Annotated in this window: 25 protein-coding genes, 1 tRNA gene and 1 riboswitch; of the genes, 8 read left to right on the top strand and 18 right to left on the bottom strand. The window is 41.7% G+C overall.

All coding sequences use genetic code 11. The features are described from left to right. The first annotated feature begins 58 nt into the window (after positions 1-58). Together AAHJ11_RS04500 and AAHJ11_RS04495 are read left to right on the top strand one after the other, a co-directional pair. Positions 59-1099, top strand: coding sequence for an alcohol dehydrogenase (locus AAHJ11_RS04500; RefSeq protein WP_409012882.1), 1041 nt, complete (start codon positions 59-61; stop codon positions 1097-1099). 15 nt (positions 1100-1114) lie between these two features. Beyond that, entirely contained in the window at positions 1115-1591 is a 477-nt protein-coding gene (locus tag AAHJ11_RS04495; protein ID WP_004302014.1) for a low molecular weight phosphatase family protein, read from the top strand. Positions 1592-1605: 14 nt separating this feature from the next. Here AAHJ11_RS04495 and AAHJ11_RS04490 read toward each other — a convergent pair whose 3' ends face one another. Continuing rightward, the gene (locus AAHJ11_RS04490) at positions 1606-2448 is read right to left on the bottom strand and encodes a TrmH family RNA methyltransferase (RefSeq protein ID WP_148364508.1); all 843 of its coding nucleotides are present in this window, start codon (positions 2446-2448) and stop codon (positions 1606-1608) included. 54 nt (positions 2449-2502) lie between these two features. Further along, positions 2503-3900: a tRNA uridine-5-carboxymethylaminomethyl(34) synthesis GTPase MnmE gene (gene mnmE, locus AAHJ11_RS04485; protein ID WP_195649223.1), complete on the bottom strand. Its 1398-nt coding sequence runs from the start codon at positions 3898-3900 to the stop codon at positions 2503-2505. A gap of 134 nt (positions 3901-4034) precedes the next feature. On the opposite strand from mnmE, the gene AAHJ11_RS04480 reads away from it, so the two are divergent. Both AAHJ11_RS04480 and AAHJ11_RS04475 read left to right on the top strand, forming a co-directional pair. Continuing rightward, a complete protein-coding gene (locus AAHJ11_RS04480) occupies positions 4035-5942 on the top strand; it encodes a PAS domain-containing hybrid sensor histidine kinase/response regulator (protein ID WP_148364516.1) in 1908 nt (635 codons plus the stop codon). 82 nt (positions 5943-6024) lie between these two features. Continuing rightward, entirely contained in the window at positions 6025-6684 is a 660-nt protein-coding gene (locus tag AAHJ11_RS04475) for an NAD(P)-dependent oxidoreductase (RefSeq protein WP_139164924.1), read from the top strand. 176 nt (positions 6685-6860) lie between these two features. Here AAHJ11_RS04475 and AAHJ11_RS04470 read toward each other — a convergent pair whose 3' ends face one another. The 4 genes from AAHJ11_RS04470 to AAHJ11_RS04455 form a co-directional block, all read right to left on the bottom strand. Then, a complete protein-coding gene (locus tag AAHJ11_RS04470; protein WP_148364518.1) occupies positions 6861-7739 on the bottom strand; it encodes a nucleoside phosphorylase in 879 nt (292 codons plus the stop codon). A 157-nt stretch (positions 7740-7896) separates the two neighbouring features. Beyond that, positions 7897-8898, bottom strand: coding sequence for a flotillin-like protein FloA (floA, locus tag AAHJ11_RS04465; RefSeq protein WP_143258399.1), 1002 nt, complete (start codon positions 8896-8898; stop codon positions 7897-7899). Positions 8899-8921: 23 nt separating this feature from the next. After that, positions 8922-9392: an NfeD family protein gene (locus AAHJ11_RS04460; RefSeq protein WP_148364519.1), complete on the bottom strand. Its 471-nt coding sequence runs from the start codon at positions 9390-9392 to the stop codon at positions 8922-8924. A 16-nt stretch (positions 9393-9408) separates the two neighbouring features. Then, positions 9409-10830: a tetratricopeptide repeat protein gene (locus AAHJ11_RS04455; protein WP_148364520.1), complete on the bottom strand. Its 1422-nt coding sequence runs from the start codon at positions 10828-10830 to the stop codon at positions 9409-9411. Positions 10831-11013: 183 nt separating this feature from the next. Between AAHJ11_RS04455 and AAHJ11_RS04450 the strand changes: the two genes are divergently transcribed. Further along, positions 11014-11760 carry an ATP-binding protein gene (locus AAHJ11_RS04450; RefSeq protein WP_148364521.1) on the top strand — a complete coding sequence of 249 codons (747 nt, stop codon included), beginning with the start codon at positions 11014-11016 and terminating at the stop codon, positions 11758-11760. A gap of 15 nt (positions 11761-11775) precedes the next feature. Further along, the gene (locus AAHJ11_RS04445) at positions 11776-12147 is read left to right on the top strand and encodes a DMT family protein (protein ID WP_004304892.1); all 372 of its coding nucleotides are present in this window, start codon (positions 11776-11778) and stop codon (positions 12145-12147) included. Positions 12148-12260: 113 nt separating this feature from the next. On the opposite strand, the gene AAHJ11_RS04440 is transcribed toward AAHJ11_RS04445, so the two are convergent. Genes AAHJ11_RS04440 through AAHJ11_RS04415 form a run of 6 tightly spaced genes read right to left on the bottom strand, consistent with a single transcriptional unit; the run spans position 12261 to position 16775 of the window. After that, complete coding sequence (locus tag AAHJ11_RS04440) at positions 12261-13274, bottom strand: FAD:protein FMN transferase (protein WP_148364522.1); 1014 nt, start codon at positions 13272-13274, stop codon at positions 12261-12263. 30 nt (positions 13275-13304) lie between these two features. Beyond that, positions 13305-13886, bottom strand: coding sequence for a manganese efflux pump MntP family protein (locus tag AAHJ11_RS04435; protein ID WP_148364523.1), 582 nt, complete (start codon positions 13884-13886; stop codon positions 13305-13307). A gap of 6 nt (positions 13887-13892) precedes the next feature. After that, positions 13893-14642 (bottom strand): DUF6048 family protein, encoded by a 750-nt coding sequence (locus AAHJ11_RS04430; RefSeq protein ID WP_234133337.1) that lies wholly within the window; start codon positions 14640-14642, stop codon positions 13893-13895. After that, a complete protein-coding gene (locus AAHJ11_RS04425; protein ID WP_320982700.1) occupies positions 14626-15213 on the bottom strand; it encodes a DUF6452 family protein in 588 nt (195 codons plus the stop codon). Before AAHJ11_RS04425 ends, AAHJ11_RS04430 begins: the two co-directional genes overlap by 17 nt. A 21-nt stretch (positions 15214-15234) precedes the next feature. Next, positions 15235-16185: a glycosyltransferase family 2 protein gene (locus tag AAHJ11_RS04420; RefSeq protein WP_148364525.1), complete on the bottom strand. Its 951-nt coding sequence runs from the start codon at positions 16183-16185 to the stop codon at positions 15235-15237. Positions 16186-16217: 32 nt separating this feature from the next. After that, on the bottom strand, positions 16218-16775 hold the full coding sequence (locus AAHJ11_RS04415) for a DUF4199 domain-containing protein (RefSeq protein WP_015532571.1): 558 nt from the start codon (positions 16773-16775) through the stop codon (positions 16218-16220). 308 nt (positions 16776-17083) lie between these two features. Between AAHJ11_RS04415 and AAHJ11_RS04410 the strand changes: the two genes are divergently transcribed. Continuing rightward, positions 17084-17157, top strand: a tRNA-Thr gene (locus AAHJ11_RS04410). Positions 17158-17325: 168 nt separating this feature from the next. Here the strand turns inward: AAHJ11_RS04410 and AAHJ11_RS04405 are convergent. From AAHJ11_RS04405 to AAHJ11_RS04380, 6 genes are all read right to left on the bottom strand, one after another. Further along, positions 17326-17799, bottom strand: coding sequence for a hypothetical protein (locus AAHJ11_RS04405; RefSeq protein WP_004309775.1), 474 nt, complete (start codon positions 17797-17799; stop codon positions 17326-17328). 403 nt (positions 17800-18202) lie between these two features. Further along, a complete protein-coding gene (gene eno / locus AAHJ11_RS04400; protein WP_413579119.1) occupies positions 18203-19483 on the bottom strand; it encodes a phosphopyruvate hydratase in 1281 nt (426 codons plus the stop codon). 179 nt (positions 19484-19662) lie between these two features. Beyond that, positions 19663-20325: a pentapeptide repeat-containing protein gene (locus AAHJ11_RS04395; RefSeq protein ID WP_009000687.1), complete on the bottom strand. Its 663-nt coding sequence runs from the start codon at positions 20323-20325 to the stop codon at positions 19663-19665. A 37-nt stretch (positions 20326-20362) separates the two neighbouring features. Continuing rightward, positions 20363-20740 (bottom strand): fluoride efflux transporter CrcB, encoded by a 378-nt coding sequence (gene crcB / locus AAHJ11_RS04390; RefSeq protein ID WP_217723377.1) that lies wholly within the window; start codon positions 20738-20740, stop codon positions 20363-20365. Positions 20741-20767: 27 nt separating this feature from the next. Next, positions 20768-20830, bottom strand: a riboswitch (Fluoride riboswitch). A 17-nt stretch (positions 20831-20847) separates the two neighbouring features. Then, entirely contained in the window at positions 20848-21624 is a 777-nt protein-coding gene (locus tag AAHJ11_RS04385; protein ID WP_074557088.1) for a hypothetical protein, read from the bottom strand. Positions 21625-21634: 10 nt separating this feature from the next. Then, positions 21635-22468 carry a hypothetical protein gene (locus AAHJ11_RS04380; protein WP_074557089.1) on the bottom strand — a complete coding sequence of 278 codons (834 nt, stop codon included), beginning with the start codon at positions 22466-22468 and terminating at the stop codon, positions 21635-21637. A 329-nt stretch (positions 22469-22797) separates the two neighbouring features. On the opposite strand from AAHJ11_RS04380, the gene AAHJ11_RS04375 reads away from it, so the two are divergent. Then, positions 22798-24957 (top strand): glycoside hydrolase family 97 protein, encoded by a 2160-nt coding sequence (locus AAHJ11_RS04375; RefSeq protein ID WP_413579116.1) that lies wholly within the window; start codon positions 22798-22800, stop codon positions 24955-24957. Positions 24958-25062 lie beyond the last annotated feature (105 nt).

The raw sequence follows: 25062 nt of genomic DNA, 5'->3' as shown, positions 1-25062 counted from the left end.
TTTTGCCAATGAAATCATTATCTTTGCAAGGTATATATTAATGAACGAGGAGGATATTATGCTTGCATATACATATATTGAACACGGAAAGTTTGAATTGCAGGAGAAGGCGAGACCGGAAATAAAGGATTCACGGGATGCAATCGTACGTGTAACACTTGGTAGCATCTGCACCAGTGATCTTCATATTAAACATGGCAGTGTGCCGCGTGCTGTGCCCGGAATAACTGTCGGGCATGAGATGGTAGGTGTGGTAGAACAAGTGGGGGCTGATGTCACTTCGGTGAAGCCTGGTGACAGGGTGACTGTGAATGTCGAAACTTTCTGCGGTGAGTGTTTTTTCTGTAAGCATGGATATGTGAATAACTGTACTGACCCTAATGGCGGTTGGGCTTTAGGTTGTCGAATTGATGGCGGTCAGGCGGAATATGTTAGAGTTCCTTATGCGGATCAAGGTTTGAACCGTATTCCGGATACAGTGAGTGATGAACAAGCTTTGTTTGTCGGTGATGTGCTTGCAACAGGTTTTTGGGCAGCACGCATCTCGGAAATTACCGAGAAAGATACTGTTCTTATCATCGGTGCCGGACCTACCGGGATTTGTACTTTGCTGTGTGTGATGCTGAAGAAGCCAAAACGCATTATTATCTGTGAGAAGTCTCCTGAAAGAATTCGGTTTGTCCGCGAGCATTATCCTGATGTGTTGGTGACTGAACCGGAAAACTGCAAGGATTTTGTTTTCAAGAACAGTGACCATGGTGGTGCAGATGTTGTTTTGGAAGTGGCAGGGAGTGACGATTCTTTTTATTTGGCTTGGGATTGCGCCCGTCCTAATGCTATTGTCACGATTGTAGCCCTCTATGATAAACCACAGCTTCTTCCTTTACCTGATATGTATGGCAAGAATTTGATTTTCAAAACAGGGGGAGTGGATGGCTGCGACTGTGCCGAAATCCTTGCACTGATTGAGGAAGGTAAAATTGATACTACTCCTCTTATTACACACCGGTTTTCGTTGAATGAGATTGAGGAAGCTTACCGTATATTCGAGAACAAGTTGGATGGGGTTATTAAAGTAGCTATATCAGGAAGTAAGTAAAAATAGAATTTGTGTATGAAGAATATACTGATAGTAAGTAATAATGATATGTGCCGCAGTCGTATGGCACAGGAAATTTTGAACTCCTTCGGTAGAGGGATGAAGATTAGTACTGCCGGTATTTTGGCTGGAAATTCTGTCCCTGACGTTGTTTGCCAAGTGATGGAACAAAATGGATATGACTTTTCGCGTAGAAAGCCCTGTGATGTTGCGACATATGCTCAACAGACATGGGATTATGTCATTACCCTTTGTCCGGAAGCGGAGGAAGTGCAAAAGGAAATGCAGGGTGTAGTGAGAAAATACGTTTCTTTCAACTTTACAGATCCCTTTCAGGGAGGAATTCATGTAGAAGATGAGCAGGAAGAACGGGTTAGAGCACTATATGACATCATGCATAAAGAACTGTATGAGTTCTTTCGAAGTGAATTGATGGAAAAATTATTGCCTCGCTGTTCCTGTGGCGCAAATACGTATTGTAGGTGTGAGTAGGAATATAAGTAAAATCATATATGTACATCATCCGGTGATGGTGGCAGATCTGTGTCATTTTGAACGCGAAGTTGCCAGAAAGCAATAGCGGATGCGGCGGCTACATTGAGAGAGTCGACACCGTTTGCCATAGGAATGCGGACTACATAGTCCGCTTCATTAATTGTTTCGTTTTGAAGACCGTCTCCCTCTGTTCCCATTACGATGGCTAACTTGGGTTCGGTTGCTAAGATAGGATTATCGATGGAGATTGATTTCTCCGTGAGTGCCATAGCGACTGTACGAAAACCCAGTTTGCGCAACTCATTGGGAGAACCGTCCAACCAAGTCCATGGTATCAGGAAGACAGAACCCATCGAAACCCTGACTGCACGTCGGTTCAACGGATCGCAGGAATTACGCGTCAATAATATAGCATCTATTCCCAAGGCGGCTGCGGAACGGAAGATGGCTCCGATATTAGTAGTGTCCACCACACCCTCAATGACTACGATCCGCCGGGCTTTCCGGCATACTTCTTCTACACTTGGTAGTGCCCGACGACGCATGGCACAGAGGACACCGCGCGTCAGTGTATATCCGGTCAATGTGGCAAGTAACTTTCTTTCACCAGTATAGACTGGTATATCACCACAACGTTCAATAATGCCAGCGGCATCACCAGTGATATGTTTCTGTTCACACAAGAGGGCTAAAGGCTCATAACCAGCATTCAGAGCTACATGGATAACTTTGGGACTTTCTGCAATAAACAATCCCTTATCAGGCTCGATACGATTGCGTAATTGAGCTTCGGTGAGGGTACTGAATATTTCTACTCCGGAGTCTGTTAAGGATGATATTTCTATAATAGGCATAGTGACTTCTTGAAATGATCTATTTTATTGCAGCGATGATAGCATGCACTTCTCTTACTTACCGATGCAAAAATGTTGAAAGATATTTTGAAGTACCATGTCATTCGTAACCTCACCCGCTATGTCCGAAATAAAGAAAATGCATTCACGTATATCTTGCGAAAGAAAATCCCCGGAAATCTGCGAATCAAGTCCGTTTTGTACTCTATGGATAGCTTCCAAAGCTTTATTTAAAGCTTCGTAATGTCTTACATTTGTTACAATAATATCATTCTGTGTCACTGTAGGCAAGTGTGCTGCATCAATAAGCATTTTTTGTAGCTCACTTGTATTCTCCCGTTGTTTGGCCGAGATGAAAATAGATTCTGTAGATTCTTTGGGGAAGTCTTTTAATAAAGATAATAAATCCTCTTTCTGTTTGCCTTCAATCAAATCAGCCTTATTGAATACAACAATCAAATGTTTTCCTTCGCAACGTGGAATTATCTTCTCTGATAACTGTTCAATTTGAGAGGCGGCATTCACAGCATCTACCATCCAAAGGACAATCTCCGCCTGATCCAACTTCTGAAAAGTACGTTCAATACCCAAACTTTCAATCGTGTCATTGGTTTCCCGGATTCCGGCGGTATCAATGAACCGGAAAGTGATTCCTCCGATATTGACAGTATCTTCGATTACATCACGTGTTGTCCCGTGAATATCACTGACAATGGCTTTATCCTCATTCAATAATACATTCAGTAAAGTCGATTTTCCGGCATTTGTTTCACCGATGATAGCTACGGGAACACCATTCTTAATGGCGTTGCCGACACTAAATGAATGAGCCAACCGCGAAATGACCTGTTCAATTTCATCGGCCAGTTTCCTTAATGCCGAACGATCGGCAAATTCCACATCCTCTTCACTGAAATCCAACTCCAATTCGATCATGGAGGTGAAATTTAACAACTTGTTGCGTAGATCTGTCAGCTCTTTACTGAATCCACCCCGCATCTGGCTCATTGCCAATCGGTGAGTGGCAGCAGATGAAGAAGCAATCAAGTCCGCCACGGCTTCTGCCTGACTTAAATCCATCTTTCCATTGAGGAAAGCACGTTGCGTATATTCTCCCGGCTGGGCCATGCGGCAACCGTTCTTAATAAGCAACTGCATCACCTGTTGAAGAATATAAGTAGAACCATGACACGTGATTTCCGTGCTGTCTTCTCCCGTATACGAATGAGGAGCACGGAAAAGGCTGACGAGTACTTCATCAATCATTTCGTCTCCGTCATAAATACGCCCGAATGTCAAAGTATATGGTTTTTGTCCGCTCAATAATTTGCTTGCTTTGGCTGGCTTGAAGATGCTGCCGGTGATGGAAATAGCTTCCGGACCGGAAACACGGATGCTTCCGATAGCACCGCCTTGAGCGGTAGCGATGGCGCAGATAGTATCTTGAATCATTGTTTTTTCGTTTTGGATGAGCAAAGATAATTGTTTCTAAGTAAAAAACAGAAAAATGAGCACAACTTATACTTTATTTGTTTATATTTGCTGCCGTGCAGTGGTACACCAAACAAAATAAAACAATAATGCTTATGGAACCAGCGATCAATTTATATTCCTCCAATGAAAAGAGTGAACTCATACGGGAGAACTCACAAGAAATTCTATCTGTCCTTGCAGCTCATCAAATAGCTTTATGGGAGTATGATATCATTACAGGTAAATGCTCTTTTTCTGACGATTATTTCTCTACACTTGGACTGAAAAATGCCGGAGTTCTTTTTGAAGATATTGATAGTTTCTATCGGTTTGTTCATCCGGAAGATGCTGAAGCTTACAAACAGGCTTTTGCAGAGATGCTTTCATCAGACTCTAAGACTTCACAAATCAGAGTCCGTTGTATTGGTGAACAGGGGAAAGTGGTTTGGTTGGAAGATCATTTCTTGTCCTATAAAGAGAGTTGTGCAAGCCATCCGGGTAAAGTGCTGGCGTACACGGTGAATGTCACTTCACAGTGCGAAAAAGAGCAACATATCAAATATCTGGAAGAATATAACCGCAAAATTATTGAGGCACTGCCGGAATTCATTTTTATTTTTGATGATAATTTCTTTATTACCGATGTCCTGATGGCACCGGGGACGATTTTACTTCATCCGGTAGAAGTGTTACGCGGAGCAGACGGGCGATCTATTTATTCACCGGAGGTTAGTGACTTATTCCTCTGTAACATTCGCGAGTGTCTGCAAGACAGTCAGTTGAAAGAAATTGAATATCCGGTTGAAGTGGATGGGTGTGTACATTATTTTCAGGCGCGTATCGCCCCTTTTGAGGGGAACAGAGTGTTGGCGTTGATACATGATATTGGAGATCGGATTCAGCGTTCGCAGGAATTGATTGAAGCAAAACGTCGTGCAGAGGATGCTGATAAGATGAAGTCGGTTTTCCTGGCGAATATGAGCCATGAGATTCGTACCCCGTTGAATGCTATTGTTGGCTTTTCGGAGATTATTGCGGTGACGGAGGGTGAAGAAGAGAAAAGGGAGTATCTGGAGATTATCCAGAGAAATAGTAACCTGTTACTGCAGCTGATTAATGATATTTTAGACCTTTCCCGTATTGAATCCGGTAAATCGGAAATGCATTTCCAGCAGGTTGAGATTGCGGGGCTAGTGGAAGAAGTGGAAAAAGTGCACCAACTGAAGATGAAGTCGAATGTAGAATTGAAAGTGATTCGCCCCGAAGGAGAATACTGGACTTCTACCGATCGTAACCGTGTGATGCAAGTATTGTTCAACTTCTTGTCGAATGCGATTAAAAATACGGAAAAGGGAAGTATAACCTTAGGCTTGAAACATGAAGGACCCTGGCTGAAACTGTATGTCAGCGATACGGGTTGCGGTATATCCAAAGAGAAACTCCCGCAAATTTTTACCCGTTTTGAGAAGCTGAATGACTTTGTGCAGGGCACCGGATTAGGGCTTTCAATTTGTAAAAGCATTGTAGAACGGTTGGGCGGTCGCATCGAAGTAACTTCAGAGTTAGGGCAGGGGAGTATGTTTGCACTCTATTTGCCTTATCAGGAAATACCGAAGGAGGTTGTCGAAAGAAGGCTTCAGCATAAGAAGAATGTCGATGAGGATAAACGTAAGAATATATTAGTGGTAGAGGATATTGAATCGAATTTTGCTCAACTTAATATTCTTTTGAATAAGGAATATATTATTTCATGGGTGCGCAACGGACAGGAAGCCATTAATAGTTTCATCCGTGAAAAGCCGGATTTGATTCTGATGGATATCCGTATGCCGATCATGGACGGTATTCAAGCCACTGAAAAGATCCGTGCTATTTCCCTGACTGTACCTATTATTGCAGTGACCGCATATGCTTTCTATACTGAACAGCAACAGGCTATTCAGGCAGGATGTAACGCTGTTATCTCAAAGCCTTATTCTTTAGAGAGGTTAAAAGAGACGATAGAATCTTATATCGGATAATTAATTTTTTGAAAAAGAACTAACATTCAGGATGTTGTAGTGTTACTTGTCATATAGTAGTAACATTATAATATATTGGAATATGGAGAAAGTGAAAAAGATTGTCCTTATCGGGGCAAGTGGTTTTGTGGGTTCTGCGCTTCTGAATGAAGCTTTGAATCGTGGTTTCGAAGTTACGGCTGTGGTTCGTCATCCGGAAAAGATAAAGATAAAGAATGAAAATCTGAAAGTGGTGAAAGCCGATGTTTCTGTGCTTGATGAAGTGGTTGGCGTTTGTAAAGGTGCAGATGCTGTTATTAGTGCATTCAATCCGGGATGGAATAATCCTGATATATACGATGAAACGATTAAAGTCTATCTGACCATTATTGATGGAGTGAAGAAAGCTGGCGTCAATCGTTTTTTGATGGTTGGGGGTGCCGGTTCTTTGTTTATTGCTCCGGGCTTGCGTCTGATGGATTCCGGTGAAGTACCTGAAAATATATTGCCGGGAGTGAAAGCTTTAGGAGAGTTCTATCTGAACTTTTTAAAGAAAGAAAAAGAAATAGACTGGGTGTTTTTCTCTCCGGCGGCAGATATGCGTCCGGGAGTCCGTACAGGGCGTTACCGGCTGGGAAAAGATGATATGATTGTAGATGTCGTAGGCAACAGCCATATCTCTGTGGAAGATTATGCCGCCGCCATGATCGATGAGTTGGAATATCCGAAACATCATCAGGAGAGATTTACGATTGGTTATTGATAAAATAACAAATCAAAAATAGCTGTGTAATATAATGATGCTATATTGAAAAGATGTAAATGATAAAAAATGGCTTGAATCTATACGTTATCAGTGGAAGATTCAAGCCATTATCTATTTTTCGATGACAGTTTTGTGCTTTCGATTACAATTTAATCCTTTTGGATATAGATGATTTATATTCTGTCAAGTACTGTCTTAATCAGCGTATCGATTGTATTCTTATATCCGGTGTTGGCTTCTTTGATAAGTCGGTTGGCTATCACCATGCAGACGGTCATTGCTTTATGTCCCATCAACCGGCTAAGTCCTGCCAAAGCCGAACTTTCCATTTCGAAGTTGGTGATTTTGTAACTTTTATATTCGAATGTCTCAATCTTATCATTCTGTTTCGGGTCTGCTAGCGGGATACGAAGTTCACGTCCTTGAGGACCGAAGAAACCTCCGGCAGCGATTGTCACTCCACGTACCATGTCATCTTTGGCAATCCGGTCAATCAATTCTTCACTGGCATCAATGACATAAGGAGCGGGAGCACACATATTTCCCGACCAACCCATGTGATTGAGGAAGGCACGTTCGAAAGGTAAATCGCATACGGCATTACGTCCGGCATAGAAATTCAGTAATCCGTCGAAACCAATGGACTTTTGTGAACAGACAAAAGTCCCGACAGGAGTATTGGGCTGCAGACCGCCACATGTGCCGATACGCACTAATTCCAGTTGGCGGAACTGATCCTTTTCTTCGCGGGTGACAAAGTCGATATTGGCGAGTGCATCCAATTCATTCATCACGATGTCGATGTTATCGCAACCGATTCCGGTAGAGACTACCGTAATCCGTTTACCTTTATAAGTACCCGTGATGGTTTTGAATTCGCGGCTTTCCACTTCACATTCTTTGTTTTCGAAATGAGAAGCTACGAGTGCTACACGTCCGGGGTCACCTACCAGAATTACTTTGTCTGCCAACCATTCGGGTTTTACGTGAAGATGGAATACTGAACCGTCTTCATTGATTATCAATTCAGAGGATGGAAAGTACTTTTTCATGTTATTGAAGGGTTTTAGTTTTATAATAGGATTGTATCTATAAATAGAAACGCCGGAACCGGATTTAAGTTCAGAAGAAGCCTCTATCTTTTTCTTTTGGAAAAGTGGAGTACGTCTTGCAACTGAAATGAAATCGGATTCCGGCGTTTGTAATAGATTATTTGCTCAATGGCTGGTTGCCTGTATTGCCTGTTGTAGGCTTGGCGATATTCTCACGCATTGAAGTATCAGCTTCGATATTCTTCATGCGATAATAATCCATGATGCCTAAGTTTCCACTGCGGAAAGCTTCAGCCATTGCTTTAGGAACTTCAGCTTCTGCTTCGATCACTTTGGCACGGGCTTCCTGTGCTTTTGCTTTCATTTCCTGTTCGGAAGCTACTGCCATAGCACGGCGCTCTTCGGCTTTTGCCTGTGCGATGTTCTTGTCTGCATTAGCCTGGTCAATTTGCAGGGCCGCACCGATGTTCTTACCTATGTCGATGTCCGCAATATCAATAGATAGGATCTCGAAAGCAGTTCCTGCGTCCAGACCTTTGCGAAGTACCAGTTTAGAAATAGAATCCGGATTTTCCAATACCGATTTATGATTTTCAGAAGAACCGATAGACGAAACGATACCTTCGCCTACGCGGGCAAGAATTGTGTCTTCACCTGCACCACCGACCAACTGTTTGATACTGGCACGTACTGTTACTCTGGCTTTAGCTATTAACTGAATACCATCTTTGGCAACAGCCGTAACGGGAGGGGTGTCAATCACTTTAGGATTTACGGACATCTGCACTGCTTCAAACACATCTCGCCCTGCGAGGTCGATGGCAGTGGCCATTTGAAACGATAATTCTATATTTGCCTTTGATGCGGATACTAAGGCATGGACTACTTTTTCCACATGTCCTCCCGCCAGGTAATGGGCTTCCAGTTCGTCACGGGTAATGTTTTTTAATCCGGCTTTGTGAGCCTCGATCATTCCCGGCACAATGATATAAGGCGGAACATTACGTATACGCATCAGGAATAGTTGTATCAACGAGATGTTGACACCAGATACTTTGGCCGACAACCATAAAAAGAACGGCACATAATGGAAAAATAGTATTAGGAAAATAATACCTCCAACAATCAGAAGGATAGGTAAGTACAGAGATGTTTCCATTGATAATTTGTATTAAGTGAATATTATTCTTTGCGTTTCTCAACCATGATTGTACCGTCGGTAATACGGTTTACAATAATCGGAGTTTTCTCATTGAGGAATCCGTCCATAGACTTTACTTCCACAATTTTTCCGTTTATCTCGGCATAACCGATTTGTGCCAGACGTGTAGTACTGATTCCTGTGTCACCCGCTTTGACGCTATCTTCTGCGCTACGGTCTACTTTTGAATCAATATCCTTTTTCAACGCCAGTTTATCCAGCATTTTCGATCGCATAAACCAGATCAGAGATCCGATGCAGGCAACCGCTGATATGCCAAGAGTGACGAATCCTCCTGCCATACCTAATTTGTCGAACGCATAGTAGTTGGCATACAGGATGCAAACCAATGCAGAAATTCCGGCCAGGCTAATGCCTGGGATGACGAACAGTTCTACCAAAAACAGTATGACTGCGGCAATAATGAGAACGGCGATAATGAGTATATCCATAGTTCAGAGTTATTATTTATTTTGTTTTTTCTGCATTACGTACATTCACTTCGAGAGCATCCAGTTCTTCGGACATTTGCAATATCCGCTTTTCAAGGTCGAGAATGGCAGGAGCCATTTTGGCTTTTCCCTGTTGGTTGGCACCGGCATATTGTTGTCGAAGGCTGTTCAGCTTTTCTTCTTGTTGATAATAGTCTTTTTCCATCTGCTGATAGCGTTGGAAAAGTGTCTTGGCTTTTGCGGATTTAAAATCGCTCATCAGATAGTAAGTCGTATGGTCGTCAATGACAAACTCAAAATCCATGGCACGGCGTTCTTTGGGCTTATGACTGATAGCAGCTTCCAATCGTTGCAGTGCTTCGGTAACCGCTTGTTTATCCTTCCAGGTTTCTTTCAGCGAATGAATCTGCGCCAGACGAATGATCTGTTGCTGCTCCATTGCTTCATAATTATAAGTCTGTTTGGAAGTGTTAGGAATGAATACATAAATACATACCTTTCCTTCCGGTTGGAAACGGTCGGAAGCAAACCATCCGAGGTTGTTGTATTCATCAATGACGTACATATAATCGTTGTACGGCGAGTTGAACGGCATACCCACATTTTCCGGAACAAGATAAGTGTCGGTATTCGTGTTGTAGCGAGTGACAAAAATATCATAACCACCCAGTCCCTCGCCATCGCTGGCGTAATAAACGGTGACTCCGTCCGATAGGACAAACGGATAATTCGCATTGCCGGAAGCATTGATACTACCCGGTAACGGGCGTCCGTCACTCCATTCATTCAACAATTTATTCTTTGAGAAGATGTCAAGATTACCTTTCTCACCCTTTTCGCTATAATAAATTTTATTTCCGATTTCTGTTTCATAAACAGTTCCCGGATGATCTCCTTCTGTCTTGAAGAACTCATTGAAAGTAAACAGCTTGCCCGATTCTTCGCTAATCTTGTAAGCGTTCAGGAAAGTCGCCTTGTCTACAACGAAACTGTCGATGATGCACACATCTTCAACTCCCTTCAACATACGGAGGTCGGATTTACTTTTCTCCAGAAGCTTTTCCGCTTCTTCCGTCGATTTTTTACGTTTACTTAAATCTGCGATATATTCCTCAAAGCAGTTCACAGCGTCTTCAAAGCGGTACGTCTCATTATATGCTTGTCCCAAATAGAGTTGTCCACCGGTGATACGTTTCTTTACTGCTATTTCAAGAGGTTTCACTGCCTCTTCCGCCTCTCCGGTTTTCAGGCAACATACGCCATACCAATAATTATAATTCCCGTTCGACGGTTGTGATTTAGCATACTTCTTAAAAACTGGTTTGGCTTGTTCGTACTCACCTTTGGTAAATAAGGTGCGTGCCTGTTCCAACGTTTGTGCAGAGACTTCGCAAAGGAAGAGGCTGCAAATTAAAAATAGAATATATTTTCCTTTCATCGTTTTGAGCGTTTATGAGTGACGGGTAGATTGAAAACATTGCTGCTTTCGGGCACCGGTCTATTTATCAATTGTTCAAAAGTACAAATTTATTAGAAATAAACCCTTTTTCAGTGATTCTATTATGTTAATTCTTCTTTAAATCATTCTTTTCGCTTACTTTTGCAGCCGATTTTCAAAGATATGACACAATTTACGGAAGAAGAGAAAACCATTCGCCGCATTGAACGGCGGTTTAGCAAAGGAGTGGTGCAATATGGATTGATAGAAGAAGGAGACAAAATCCTTATCGGACTGTCGGGAGGAAAAGATTCGTTGGCGCTTGTGGAACTGTTGGGGAGACGCGCACGTATCTATAAACCTCGCTTTTCTGTCGTTGCCGTCCATGTAGTGATGAAGAATATTCCTTATCAGAGTGATACTGAATATTTGAAAGCGCACTGTGAAGCGTATGGAGTTCCCTTTGTGCAGTATGAGACTGCCTTTGATCCTGCTACCGACACACGTAAATCTCCCTGTTTCCTCTGTTCATGGAACCGTCGGAAAGCCTTGTTCACAGTTGCCAAGGAACACGGATGCAATAAAATCGCTCTCGGTCACCATATGGATGATATTTTGGAAACTTTATTGATGAATATCACTTATCAGGGAGCTTTCAGTACAATGCCGCCCCGGTTGGTGATGAAGAAGTTTGATATGACAATTATTCGTCCGATGTGTCTGGTTCATGAAGCCGATTTGGTAGAATTGGCGGCTTTGCGTCATTATCAGAAGCAAGTGAAGAATTGTCCTTATGAATCGCAGTCCAGCCGGAGTGATATGAAAGGAGTTTTACAGCAGTTGGAAGCGATGAACCCGGAAGCTCGTTATAGCCTTTGGGGTAGCATGACTAATGTACAGGAGGAATTATTACCAGATAAAATAGATTAATTTGAATAGATTGTTATGAAAGGATTCTATACCATTTTGTTGCTGATCGTATCTAATGTCTTTATGACATTCGCTTGGTACGGACATTTAAAGATGAAACAGGAGTACAGTTGGTTTGCGGCTCTTCCGCTGATCGGTGTGATTGCGTTCAGCTGGGCGATCGCCTTTTTTGAATATTCCTGTCAGATACCGGCCAATCGTATTGGCTTTATAGGTAATGGAGGCCCGTTTTCATTGATGCAACTAAAAGTCATTCAAGAGGTAATAACACTTGTTATTTTTACAGTGTTCACTACAATCTTCTTTAAAGGTGAGGCTTTACATTGGAATCATCTGGCTGCATTTGTTTGTCTGATTGCAGCAGTGTATTTCGTGTTTATGAAATAGATATTTGCCAATTGAATAGAGGCTCTGTTTTACTCAAGTAGAACCTCTATTTTATACAAGCAGAGGCTCTATTAATGTCCAATAGAGCCTCTGCTTGTATAAAATATATATTATTATGGAGTAGCTATGTATTTTTTCATTCCTTCCGTGTAGAAAGTCTTGAACTCTCCATTTTCTCCGCTATAAATAAAGTAGGCGTCAATCGTTGTATCCGCTTTGCAGAAAGCTTCCGCTTCTTCCAGTCCCATCACCATGAAGGCGGTGGCAAGGGCGTCGGCAGTCATACAGTCTTTGGCGATTACCGTAGAGGACAAGATGTTGTGTTGTACCGGATAGCCAGTTCTGGGGTCAATCGTATGGGCGTATTTCTTCCCATCCTTATAATAATAGTTACGATAGTTTCCGGAAGTAGCCAAGCCTAAATCTGTTATCTCAAGAATTGTCTGTAAGTCTTGGTTTACGGCCAGTGAATCGTCGACGGGCTTATTGATTCCAATGCGCCATAAGCCTTTGGAAGGATTTTTCCCTTTCACTACCACCTCGCCGCCTATATCTACCATATAGTTTTTTATTCCCTTACGGTCGAGCAGTTGTGCGATTACGTCTACCGAATACCCTTTGGCGACGGCACTACAACTTAACATAGTGCGAGGATCCTGTTTGATGACTTTGCCGTTATCCATTTTCACTTTTTCATATCCGGTGATTTGTAACAGACTGTCTATCATTAATGAATCAGGAAAAGCACCTTTTTTGAAACCGAATCCCCAAGCATTGGCAAGAGGGGCCACTGTAATGTCGAAAGCACCCTTTGTCTCGCGGGAAATTTCCATCGAGCGGTTGAAACATTTCTGGAAAAAACTATCAGTCACCAGCTCTTCATTGCGGTTGACGCGACTGATAACAGAACTGTCATTGAATGGAGATAAAGATTGGTCGAAGCGTTTCAGTTCAGCTTCTATTTCCGGTTTTAAATCACCGTCATGCTGATAAGTAATTTTATACACTGTCCCAAATACCAAACCTTTGACACTATAATAGCCAACTTGTTGATTATGTCTGACTAATATCCAGATAGTTGCCAAAATCAAGAAAGCCAGCCAAAGGAAACTTTTCTTTGTTTTCATACGCTCTTCTATTTGATGAGAAAACTCGTTTTATTGAAGAAATAAATGTTCAATTAATATCTTTAGTCCGATAATGACTAGAATGATACCTCCCCATAACTCCGCTTTCAGTTTCCGGGCGATGCCACAGCCACATTGGATACCAAAGATCAGCCCGATGAGCGACATGGCGAAAGATACAAATCCGATGATAAGGATAGGAGAGATGATTTCTGTATAGTCCTGCACTCCTAAACAAGCAAAGGAGATACCGACTGCCAATGCATCAATACTTGTGGCTATCGCCATCGTCAATACCACTTTCGGATTTGCCGGATTGAACAGTTTACAACATTCTTCTTCTTTGAAAGATTCTAAAATCATTCGTCCGCCTAAGAAGGCAAGAATCGCGAAAGCAATCCAATGGTCTACACTTTCTATAAGATGACTGAATGTCTTTGCACATATCCATCCGATAAATGGCATGATTGCCTGAAAAAGGCCGAAAGCAAAAGCCATGACTAGCATGGGTTTCCATCGGGTACGTTTCAAAATAATACCGCTTGCAATTGAGACAGCGAAACAATCCATCGCCAGACCTATTGCAAGCAGCCAAATCTCTAGTCCTGTCATTGTATTCTAAAGAGGCAATTTATAAATAAGGGAATAAGTGATTCCCATGTTACTCGATTTAAATTTTCCGTAACCGGGCACGTACCATGGGTCTCCATATTCTCCGGTAGATGCTTTGGTTTTGTATTTCATACGTACTGACCACCCCATGTTGAAGTTTTTGTAAATACGTACTTTGACGCCTAAAACGATTTCCAGCCATTGCACCGATCCTTTCATGCCCAGATGGCTGAATGGCACACTTCCTCCCCAATAACCGTCTTCCAAACTCGGGTTGCTTATCGCATCTCCCCAGATAGGATCGTCTGCCGGCATCGTGGAAACATCATATTTAAATGAACTGAATGCATAGCGAAGTCCTGCATACAAGTAGCTGTTCTTCTCTTTTTTCTTTGCCATGGTGTTGTAATCCACGCCGATTCGGAAGAATGGAGCCATTTTGCTTTTGTAGTGTATGCCTGTTTCGCTCCAGGTATCTGTTCCTCCCATACCAAACTCAATGGTAGGGATGAATTTGTTCTTGAGGTTAACGGCTACACTGACTTCGGAACTCATAAAGTCACCTCCCAGCAGCTTGCTTCCAATACCATATAAATCCACACCGACATACGTACCATTGTAAAGCGGAATGGTATCTATCTCGGCAACCTCTTTTTTCTTCTGGTCTCTTTTAGGCGTTTGCGCCGGACGTTGCTGTTGTGCCAGCAACGGAAGCCCAATGCAAAAGAGTAGAAGCAGACTAATTAGTCGTTTCATCAGGTGTGCGTTCTGGCCGATAATTATAGAATATCTGCAAGTTCTCGATTTCATTTGTATTGGCTTCTTTATTTTTTATATGAAGAGAATCTATCTGGTCCGGCTGCCCGTTGCCAGAGGGGGGAGGGTTGCCCGGTCTTCCCGGTTTTCCAAATTTGGCGCTGAGTATATTTTGTTTCATCATATAACCACATTCCATGGACTGGAAATAAGGGGTATTCTGTTGTACAATGTATAATGTGTCAACATCTTTGCCTTCGTTGCGTTTTGGATTATATCTGAATATGAACACAGTAGTGTCATTTGTGTATCGTAGTGGCAGCATCAGGGTATGCACATTCTTTTCATTGTTCAGGATGATAGAGTCGGTGCCCAATGCTGTGATTGTTAATGAATCAAGCGTGTCTTTTAATGCAACAGTAGGATTATCCGGATCAATGGTATATATTGTGCAGTACATCATCGGACGTCCTGCCAATGAGCAATCGTTCTCATCCGAGCAGGCACTATGTAAGCTGACTGCACCGCCAATGATAGTCAATATGAGAAAGATGCGAATTAAATTCTTCATAGTCAGTTTATTGAATGTGAATCAAATTTTCTTTTCTATCTGATAGTTATTCCGTTCCGGTGCATTGCGCGAGATGAGTTCGCCAAGGAATCCGGCTAAGAATAATTGTGTACCTATAATCATTGCCGTAAGTGACAAATAGAAATAGGGAGAGTCGGTCACCAGTCGGTAAGGGAGACCGTTGGACATGGCGTATAATTTACTGGCGCCTACAATGATGACAGAAATCATACCGATCAGGAACATCAATGATCCCAGCAGTCCGAAGAAATGCATCGGTTTAACTCCGAATTTGGAAAGGAACCACAAGGAAATCAAATCCAGATATCCGTTTACAAAGCGGTTTAGTCCGAATTTAGTTGTTCCATATTTGCGTGCCTGATGGTGTACCGCCTTTTCACCGATTTTCTTGAATCCGGCATTCTTTGCCAGATAGGGGATGTAACGGTGCATCTCGCCATAGACTTCGATATGTTTTACAACGTCTTTTCGATATGCTTTCAGACCACAGTTGAAGTCGTGCAGGTTTTTGATGCCTGATACTTTGCGGGCGGTAGCATTAAACAACTTGGTGGGCAGTGTCTTTGAAATAGGATCATATCTCTTTTGCTTCCAGCCGGATACCAGGTCATAGCCATCCTTTGTAATCATCCGGTAAAGTTCGGGGATTTCATCCGGGCTATCTTGCAGGTCGGCATCCATCGTTATGACTACATTTCCTTCCGCTTCAGCGAATCCACAGTAGAGTGCAGGTGATTTACCGTAGTTACGGCGGAATTTGATACCTTTTACATGTTCCGATTGAGCTTTAAGCTTTTCGATCACTTCCCATGAATGGTCGGTACTTCCATCGTTTACGAAAATCACTTCGAATGAGAATCCGTTGGCTTGCATTACCCGTTCTATCCAAGCATAGAGTTCGGGTAGTGACTCTTCTTCATTGAATAATGGGATTACAACTGATATATCCATTTTTTAATTACTAATTACTTACGAATTACAAATTACGATTGAGACACTCCGTCATTTTCCGGTTTGGCCTTTTTCATTACCATCAATGCGGTGGGAATGGCCAGGATGCTTCCCCAAAATACATCCCATGACAATAGTTGCATGGTGATATTGATGGAAGTAAGTGAACGGGCGGTATCTATCGTTTCTTTTATAACTTCTTTGTTTTCTATCAGAGCCGGGGTGTTGGTCATCAGTTCGTCCCACAACTGGATGTAAGAGTTGATGATAAATCCATGATCGATGAATTGGAAATAGGCGTAGTGGGCCACAGCTACCAGCAGAGAAGCAAACATATACATAAATATGGTAAAGAGCATGGCATGCGAAAATTGGATACTTCCCCCGCAAATCTTATCCCGGTACATTTTCGCATAGTGATATCCGATGAAAGGTACGGACAATGTCAGGATTACAAATAAAAGCGAAAGGAAAGGTATGTGGAATCCCAACGGAAATAATATGAACTTCAATATCCAGTAGATTCCCATATACGTGCCAAAATGCATGGCATATTTTTGTAAATAGCTTCTGTTCTCTGTCATCTTCATTTATAAATTGCGCACAAAGGTACAAATAATATCGGTTGGTAGGGGAAATCTGGTTGTTAAAGTTAATAAAGCAGAGGAAGTTGCTGTCTGAATATTTTTTTGCAATTTTAATTGCCTGAAATGTAGCCTGTTAGTCTTTTATTAGTAAAAAAGTTGTCTGCAGCTATTGCAGAATACATAAAAATGTCTACCTTTGCAACCGCAAAACGGGTAAGTCCTATACGGCCAGCTCCCTTCGAATCCTCCAGGGCTTGATCGCAGCAAAGGTAGTTGGTTGTAGCGGCGCGATATAGATAGCTTACCCACCCGCCTCTTTAGCTCAGTTGGCCAGAGCACGTGATTTGTAATCTCGGGGTCGTTGGTTCGAATCCGACAAGAGGCTCAAAAAAAGGATATATAACAAATCCAAGAAAAAAGCATTCAGGTATTAGTCTGGATGCTTTTTTTTATATTTGCATATTATCGAAATACGCAGTTCCCTAATTGTTGTAATATTCCATTTTTAAGAAAAGCAAATATTTATAGTTTCTTTTTGATTCATCATTGTTATTCATTCTTGTATATTATGCTCCGGATAGGATCTGAGTAAAAGCATAACATTGGATAAATGGCGTTGCAATATTCCATGAAGTTGCTTGATGATATTTATATTCCCGGAGAGAAAAACGATGAATTGCAGTTGAGAGGCAATTTCCTGATTCGTTTGTTTGCGTTCTTTACTTTCGATGTTATTTTGCATTAGATAAATGCCTAATGCTTTCTGAATATCAGCTATTCCCTTATCCCATTCATGTTCGCCAAGTGTTTGAATGAAAGTACAATATTGCTTGAGCTTTTTGCTTAGCTTTTTTAAACTGTTGTATTCGGTGTCAATGGGAGGATTAATGTGCGCAGAGCGTATTATGTTTGACATCTGCAAATAATACGTTTTCATTCCATTTTCAGAATTGAATGTAGTCAGGATATACTGTTTCGTAGCTTCTGAAACCTCTTCCTGTAAGTCTTTTAATTGACTGTTTTCCATAATCATTAGAATTTAAAAGATGAATAATTAGATTGATGGGAGAGGAAGAAGTGCTAATAAAAAAGCGGTTTCGCCTGTCCCATTGTCTAACATACCGACGGCAGGTTTAGAGGTGCATTAACACTCTCTATGGGGGTACGAAACCGCCCATATAAGAGTTCACATACGAACATAAAAATGCTCGCTGCGATAGTAGGCAGGTTTCCCCACCGTCTGTTAATATGTTAGACGTTGCAAATGTAGCCTTATTAATTCAATCCGCAAAATATTGGAGATATTTATTGATGCTTAGTGAAGCTAGTTTTCTTACGATGCAAAAAGATTTAGTGAATGGTTAATATGTAAAAATCCCCGGATAATCAAATTGTCCGGGGATGGATTATTCAAGTAAGAGAATATTGAATTATTTAATTCTCTTGTAACCATATACAGCCAAATCTCCCAGTTCTTCTTCGATACGGAGTAACTGGTTGTATTTCGCCATACGGTCGGAACGGCTCAAAGAACCGGTTTTGATCTGTCCGCTGTTGGTAGCTACTGCGATGTCTGCAATAGTAGCATCTTCCGTTTCACCCGAACGGTGAGAAGTAACAGTAGTGTATCCATGACGGTGAGCCATTTCGATAGCGTTCAGTGTTTCTGTCAGCGAACCGATTTGGTTTACTTTAATCAGGATAGAGTTGGCACAGCCTTTTTCGATACCCATTGCAAGGAAATCTACGTTGGTTACGAACAGGTCGTCACCTACCAGCTGGCAACGGTTGCCGATGCGTTCAGTCAGCTTTTTCCAGCCTTCCCAGTCGTTTTCGTTCATACCGTCTTCGATAGAGTCGATAGGGAATTTGTTGATTAGTTCTTCCAGGTAGTCAACTTGTTCTGCGGAAGTGCGTTTCTTACCTTTTTCACCTTCAAACTTGGTATAATCGTAAATACCATCGTGGTAGAATTCGGAAGCAGCACAGTCCATGCCGATCATTACGTCCTTGCCCGGTTCGTATCCTGCTGCTTTGATAGCGGTCATAATAGAGTTCAAAGCATCTTCCGTACCTTCCAGGTTAGGAGCGAAACCACCTTCGTCACCTACGGCAGTGCTAAGGCCACGGTCTTTCAAAACCTTCTTCAAGGCATGGAATACTTCGGCGCCCATACGCAAACCTTCTCTGAAAGAAGGAGCACCTACGGGGCGGATCATAAATTCCTGAAATGCGATAGGAGCATCACTATGTGAACCACCGTTGATGATGTTCATCATCGGTACAGGCATTACATACGTATTTGTTCCACCGATATAGCGATATAGAGGAAGGTCCAGATAGTTGGCAGCAGCTTTGGCTACGGCAAGAGATACACCAAGAATAGCGTTAGCACCTAAATTAGATTTAGTCTTAGTGCCGTCCAATGCCAGCATTGCGTAGTCGATACCTCTCTGATTGAGTGAAGACATACCAATCAGCTTCGGAGCGATGATTTTATTTACATTATCAACCGCTTTTTGTACTCCTTTTCCACCATAGCGCTGTTTGTCACCATCGCGAAGCTCCAATGCTTCGTGTTCACCTGTGGAAGCACCCGACGGCACAGAGGCACGTCCCATAATGCCGGATTCCAATACTACGTCAACTTCTACTGTGGGGTTACCTCTTGAATCGAGAATTTCTCGAGCTACAATTTTTTCAATTTTCATCGTTTCTATTGTTTTTGAATAAGATTTCTGCAAAAGTACGGACTTGACGGGGAGTGAGAAATCACTATAAATAGGTATTCTTTTTGTGCCTATTCCCTATATGTCGTTAGTCCGACCTTATATTATAACAACGGGACGATGCTTTTTGTTTGAGTGCGAAGGGGTGAATTTGCAGGATTTTAATCTTCGATAATAACCCCTAACAATGGAAGCAAATCCATTGCTTGCAGGGAAGTGATGACAGCCCCTTTCAGATCACTGATGTTAAGCGTGATTCCGCTGATACGGGAAGTGCGCAAATCTATTCCACGAAGCGGAGCATGTGAAAAATCGGCTTCCACGAGATCACAACTCTCAAATGCGACGGATGAAAAACGGCAGTCGTTCAGACTTCCGTTGCGGAGCTGGCTGTGTGCAAAACGTACCTGGTTCATTTTACTCATAGCCAGATTGATATAACCTGCGTTGCAGTCATGCAGCAAGACGTGATTCATCGTTGTTTCCGATAAATTGGTACCCAATAGTTTGCAGGAAATGAATTCTACCCGGTAAAGAGAACTTTCAGCGAAAGAAATATTGGATAGGTCGCAGTTCTCGAACCTGACATCGGTCAGCTGGGAGGAACGGAATTTACATTCGCTGAATGTCTGATGCTGAAAGGTGCAGTTTTTGAAACTTTTATAAGATTTGTCGATGCCTTCTTCTTTTCCTTTGCAGAATAAAAGATGAGAGACGGTTTCTTCTCTGTCGAGCCATTCCTGTAGGGTAGTAGTACTGACTTCCTGCTCTTCCATCATGGGAGGAACAACGCGGACGGGTTTGGTTGGGTTTCTTTTAATCATAAATATGTCAGTATGTTATGTTTTTATCATTTCCATTTCAGAATAATTTTGTAAGTGCATGCCCAAGGTATAACATAACAAATCCTAAAAACAAGCTAAGAGTAACATAAAGCGAGAGATAGAAGAAATTATCATTTTTAATTAGTTGAAAGTTCTCATTCATGAACGTTGAAAAGGTGGTGAATCCTCCGCAGAACCCTACGGTAAGAAACATTCTTAGATTGGAGTTCATCAGATTCCCTCGTTCGAAGAGTCCATAAAACAGACCGATGGCAAAACAACCGAGTACGTTGACCAGAAAGGTTCCTAAAGGAAAGGAAGTGATCTGATAATTCTGTGCATAGCGTGAGATGAGGTAACGTAGTATGCCTCCAGTGAAACTTCCCATGCCGATAAATAATAAAGTTTTGAGCATTAGCTGACAATTTAAGAGTTATACATTCAAATTGTAGGGATCATCAGCTCCAAAGGGCGGTTAAAGGCTAATCCCATAGCCGATGCAAAGATAGAAAAAAGATAAAACTATCTGCAGAAAGCTTCAAAATCTTTTTCAAATTGTTTGAAGCCTCCGGTATAAATCTGATCTATCTGTTCGGACACTGTGGACGAATTGTTTTTGTTTTGGAGGGAGTGCACAAAATCATGGAATATCTGCCGGGGAATTTTCTCAATCCAAAAAGTAACAAGTGCATGGGAAAGGATATAGGCATATTGCTCATCGGTTCTTTGTTGCTGCATAAATTCTTTCTGGCGACTGTTGATGAAGGTGAGTAAATCAATGTCCCCTAACATATATATAGTACGGATTCTTCCTTTTTCGTATTCGGTAAATGTATGTTGGAGTCCTTTTTTATTAGCTTTACAGTGCTCAAAGTATTCAGCAAGTCCCTCGTTAAACCAAATGGGAGGACGCCCTGCTGTAATTTTCAAGGTGAGGTGATGGCTCAGTTCGTGATAGATGATGCCAAGGCCTTGTTGATATTCTTTCTCTCTGCTTAATATAATAGCTTTCTGTAATCTGGGTATATATAAACCGTTTGTGCCTTTGGGGGGATGAATGTTGAATTTATCCAGATAAGTTAGAGCGTCTTCTCTTTTGTTGAACACTGTTAACTTGAGGTTAAGCGTATCAGGAAGTCCGAATTGTGAGTAGAATTCAACTTCATATTGAAGAGTCTGTTCAATCTTCCGGCGTTCTTTGTCAGTAAGCGGGTCGCCTTCATAAGTGATTTGTACGGTCTGTGCATGAAGTAAATCGCAAAAACAGACCCAAAGGAGGATTAGATGAAATACACGCATATTCTTTTCTTTATTTTGAGTATTTCTGTTTCTGAAATTTCTTTTTTTCACGTTTCGTCATTTCAAGCATGATCAGCTCGTCATCTATAGCCGATTTATAGGCAACTTTTTCATCTAGTTTTATATCTCCTTTATCTGTACGGAATACAGGAGTAAAATGAGAGTACGGATAACCTAGAGGACCATTTGAATCGAATTTATTGTTATCTAGAAAAAAGTAGGAGATTGATACTCCAAGTACTCCGGCTATTCCTATTGGTTGCCCAGTCATGATTTCCTCACCCCCTTGGATGAAATTCTGGCTCATCATAAGGTATGCGGCAAAAGTGTGATCGGGGTGGTATATTAATAATTGTTGTGGTAACACTGTTGTACATGCCACTCCTCTGCGGGTGGCATAAATGGTGTCACCTTCCTGAATTTGGAATATCATCGTTTTTGCAGATTCTTGCAAGGCGATTTGCCATTTTGTTTCTTTACCAGCTTTTACGGGAAGTGCGTAAGGAGTGCTGATTTTAAAATCTTTAGGAAATTGTCCGCGAAAGAACATATATCTGCTTGAATTCTTGAAGGGATTATTGGCATTGGAACCTTTCTCTATTCTGAATACCGTGTTTTTCCCTGGATTTAGATTGTATGAACGGTCGTTTTCGCGAAATAGATAATAGCTGCACAGGTCTTCGTTGTAATAGTTTAATTCTGTCCCTCCCTCTGGGGTCTGTTCCCATTTCGATTCAATGATACGGGGAGGCATCTCCATTAATTTTCGTAGGGATTGAGCGGAGGTATAAGTTGTAGATAATATAAAGAGAAACAATATCGTGTATTTAAGATCTTGTATCATAATAATATTAGATTATGTGTTTTTTAAAGTAAGATATTTTGCTTACAAATTTATCAATTATATATTAATATCACTGTATTCTTTGAACTTTTTAGCCTCTATTTTTTATTAGACATGGATTTTTAGGCTATTTCAGTATGATAATATGCTTTGTTATTCCATGTAGATACTATATTTTTTCTGTTGAATGACTTTGCTATTGTGCTTATTAATAGCTTCTTATCTCTTTTGTGATATTCGGAAATACTATATTTTATTTATAATCCGGAGTAATGCTTGTCATTCCTGTCTATCTTTGCCATACGATTATTAACTAACTCATTTATATCATGAAGAACATGAAAATAGGAACTGCAATATGGGTCTGCCTGTTGCTCTCTTTTTTCTTCGGCACATCAGCAAAGGCCGAAAGTATCACTTCTCCTGACGGACAATTAAAACTAAATTTCTCTGTCAACACGCAAGGAGAACCGGTGTATGAACTCTCTTATAAAGGAAAAGAGGTGATTAAACCTTCGAAACTGGGACTGGAATTGAAAAATGATCCCGGACTGATGAACGGATTCACTCTGGCCGATATTAAAACTTCAGCTTTTGATGAAACATGGGAACCGGTGTGGGGAGAGGTGAAATCAATCCGCAACCATTATAATGAAATGGCTGTTACCCTGAATCAAAAGGCACAAGATCGTAATCTGATTATTTGTTTTCGTCTTTATAATGATGGCTTGGGCTTCCGCTATGAGTTCCCGCAACAAAAGAATCTGAATTACTTCGTTATAAAAGAAGAACATTCGCAGTTTGCTATGGCCGGCGATCATACGGCATTCTGGATTCCTGGCGATTATGATACGCAGGAATATGACTATACCGAATCCAAGCTTTCTGAAATTCGCGGATTGCTGCAGGGTGCAATCACCGGCAATGCTTCTCAAACATCTTTCTCTCCAACGGGGGTACAAACGTCCTTGCAAATGAAGACAGCCGATGGGTTATATATCAATCTGCATGAAGCGGCTTTGGTTGATTATTCTTGTATGCATCTGAACCTTGACGATCAGAATCTGATTTTTGAATCATGGTTGACTCCTGATGCAAAAGGGGATAAAGGTTATATGCAAACGCCTTGCCGTTCACCTTGGCGCACGGTGATTGTCAGTGATGATGCTCGTGATATTCTGGCTTCCAAATTGACTTTGAACTTGAATGAGCCTTGTGCCTACGAAGATGTTTCTTGGATTAAGCCGGTGAAATACATCGGTGTGTGGTGGGAAATGATTACCGGAAAAAGTTCATGGTCGTACACGGATGATGTTTATTCTGTGAAACTGGGACAGACGGATTATTCCAAAACAAAACCGAGCGGGCGTCATGCGGCCAATAATGACAAAGTGAAGCGTTACATTGACTTTGCTTCCGAACATGGATTCGACCAGATCTTAGTGGAAGGCTGGAATGAAGGCTGGGAAGACTGGTTCGGAAATTCGAAGGATTATGTCTTTGATTTCGTAACTCCGTATCCTGATTTTGACGTGAAGATGCTCAATGCGTATGCAAAGGAAAAAGGAGTGAAGCTGATGATGCATCACGAGACTTCCGCTTCTGTACGTAACTACGTGCGTCATCTTGATAAAGCCTATCAGTTTATGATAGATAACGGATACAATGCTGTGAAGAGCGGGTATGTAGGTAATATTATTCCCCGTGGAGAACATCATTACGGGCAGTGGATGAACAATCATTATTTATATGCGGTGGAAAAAGCGGCCGAATATAAGATCTGTGTAAATGCTCACGAAGCAACCCGCCCGACAGGATTATGTCGCACATATCCGAATCTGATCGGTAATGAATCGGCTCGTGGCACGGAATATGAAGCCTTTGCAGGGAATAAGCCGTTCCATACTACCTTGCTTCCTTTCACTCGTCAGATTGGTGGACCGATGGATTATACACCGGGTATCTTTGATACAAAACTTTCTTTCCTGTCGGGCGACCATAGCTTTGTACGTACTACTTTGGCAAAACAATTGGCACTTTATGTAACGATGTACAGTCCTTTGCAAATGGCAGCCGACCTTCCGGAAAGTTACGAACGTCACATGGATGCATTTCAATTTATCAAGGATGTAGCCGTTGATTGGGATGACAGCAAGTATCTGGAAGCGGAACCGGGAGATTATATTACCGTAGCACGTAAGGCAAAAGGTACTGATAACTGGTTTGTAGGTGGTATCACCGATGAGAATCCCCGTACTTCTGCTTTTACACTTGATTTTCTCGAACCGGGAAAACAATATGTAGCTACTCTCTACGCTGACGGAAAGGAGGCGGATTTTGAAAAGAATCCTACTTCTTACCAGATAAAAAAAGGACTTGTAACAAACAAGAATAAGATGTCTGTGAAGCTGGCACGCAGCGGAGGATTTGCGGTAAGTCTGATTGAAGCAACTCCCGCTGACTTGAAAACGATCAAGAAATGGAAATAAGATTCAGGTAAAAAGATTGTTTACGGATTCCCCGCTTTTTAATAAATATTAGTTGTGCTTCGCAAAGAAAACTAAAACTTTGCGGAGCGCTTTTTTTATAGGATG

Source organism: Bacteroides sp. 90-K9/2, from assembly GCF_047310725.1.
Lineage (GTDB): Bacteria > Bacteroidota > Bacteroidia > Bacteroidales > Bacteroidaceae > Bacteroides > Bacteroides vicugnae.
The sequence above is the reverse complement of the archived record's forward strand: the minus strand, read 5'-3'. Positions and strand labels throughout refer to the sequence as shown.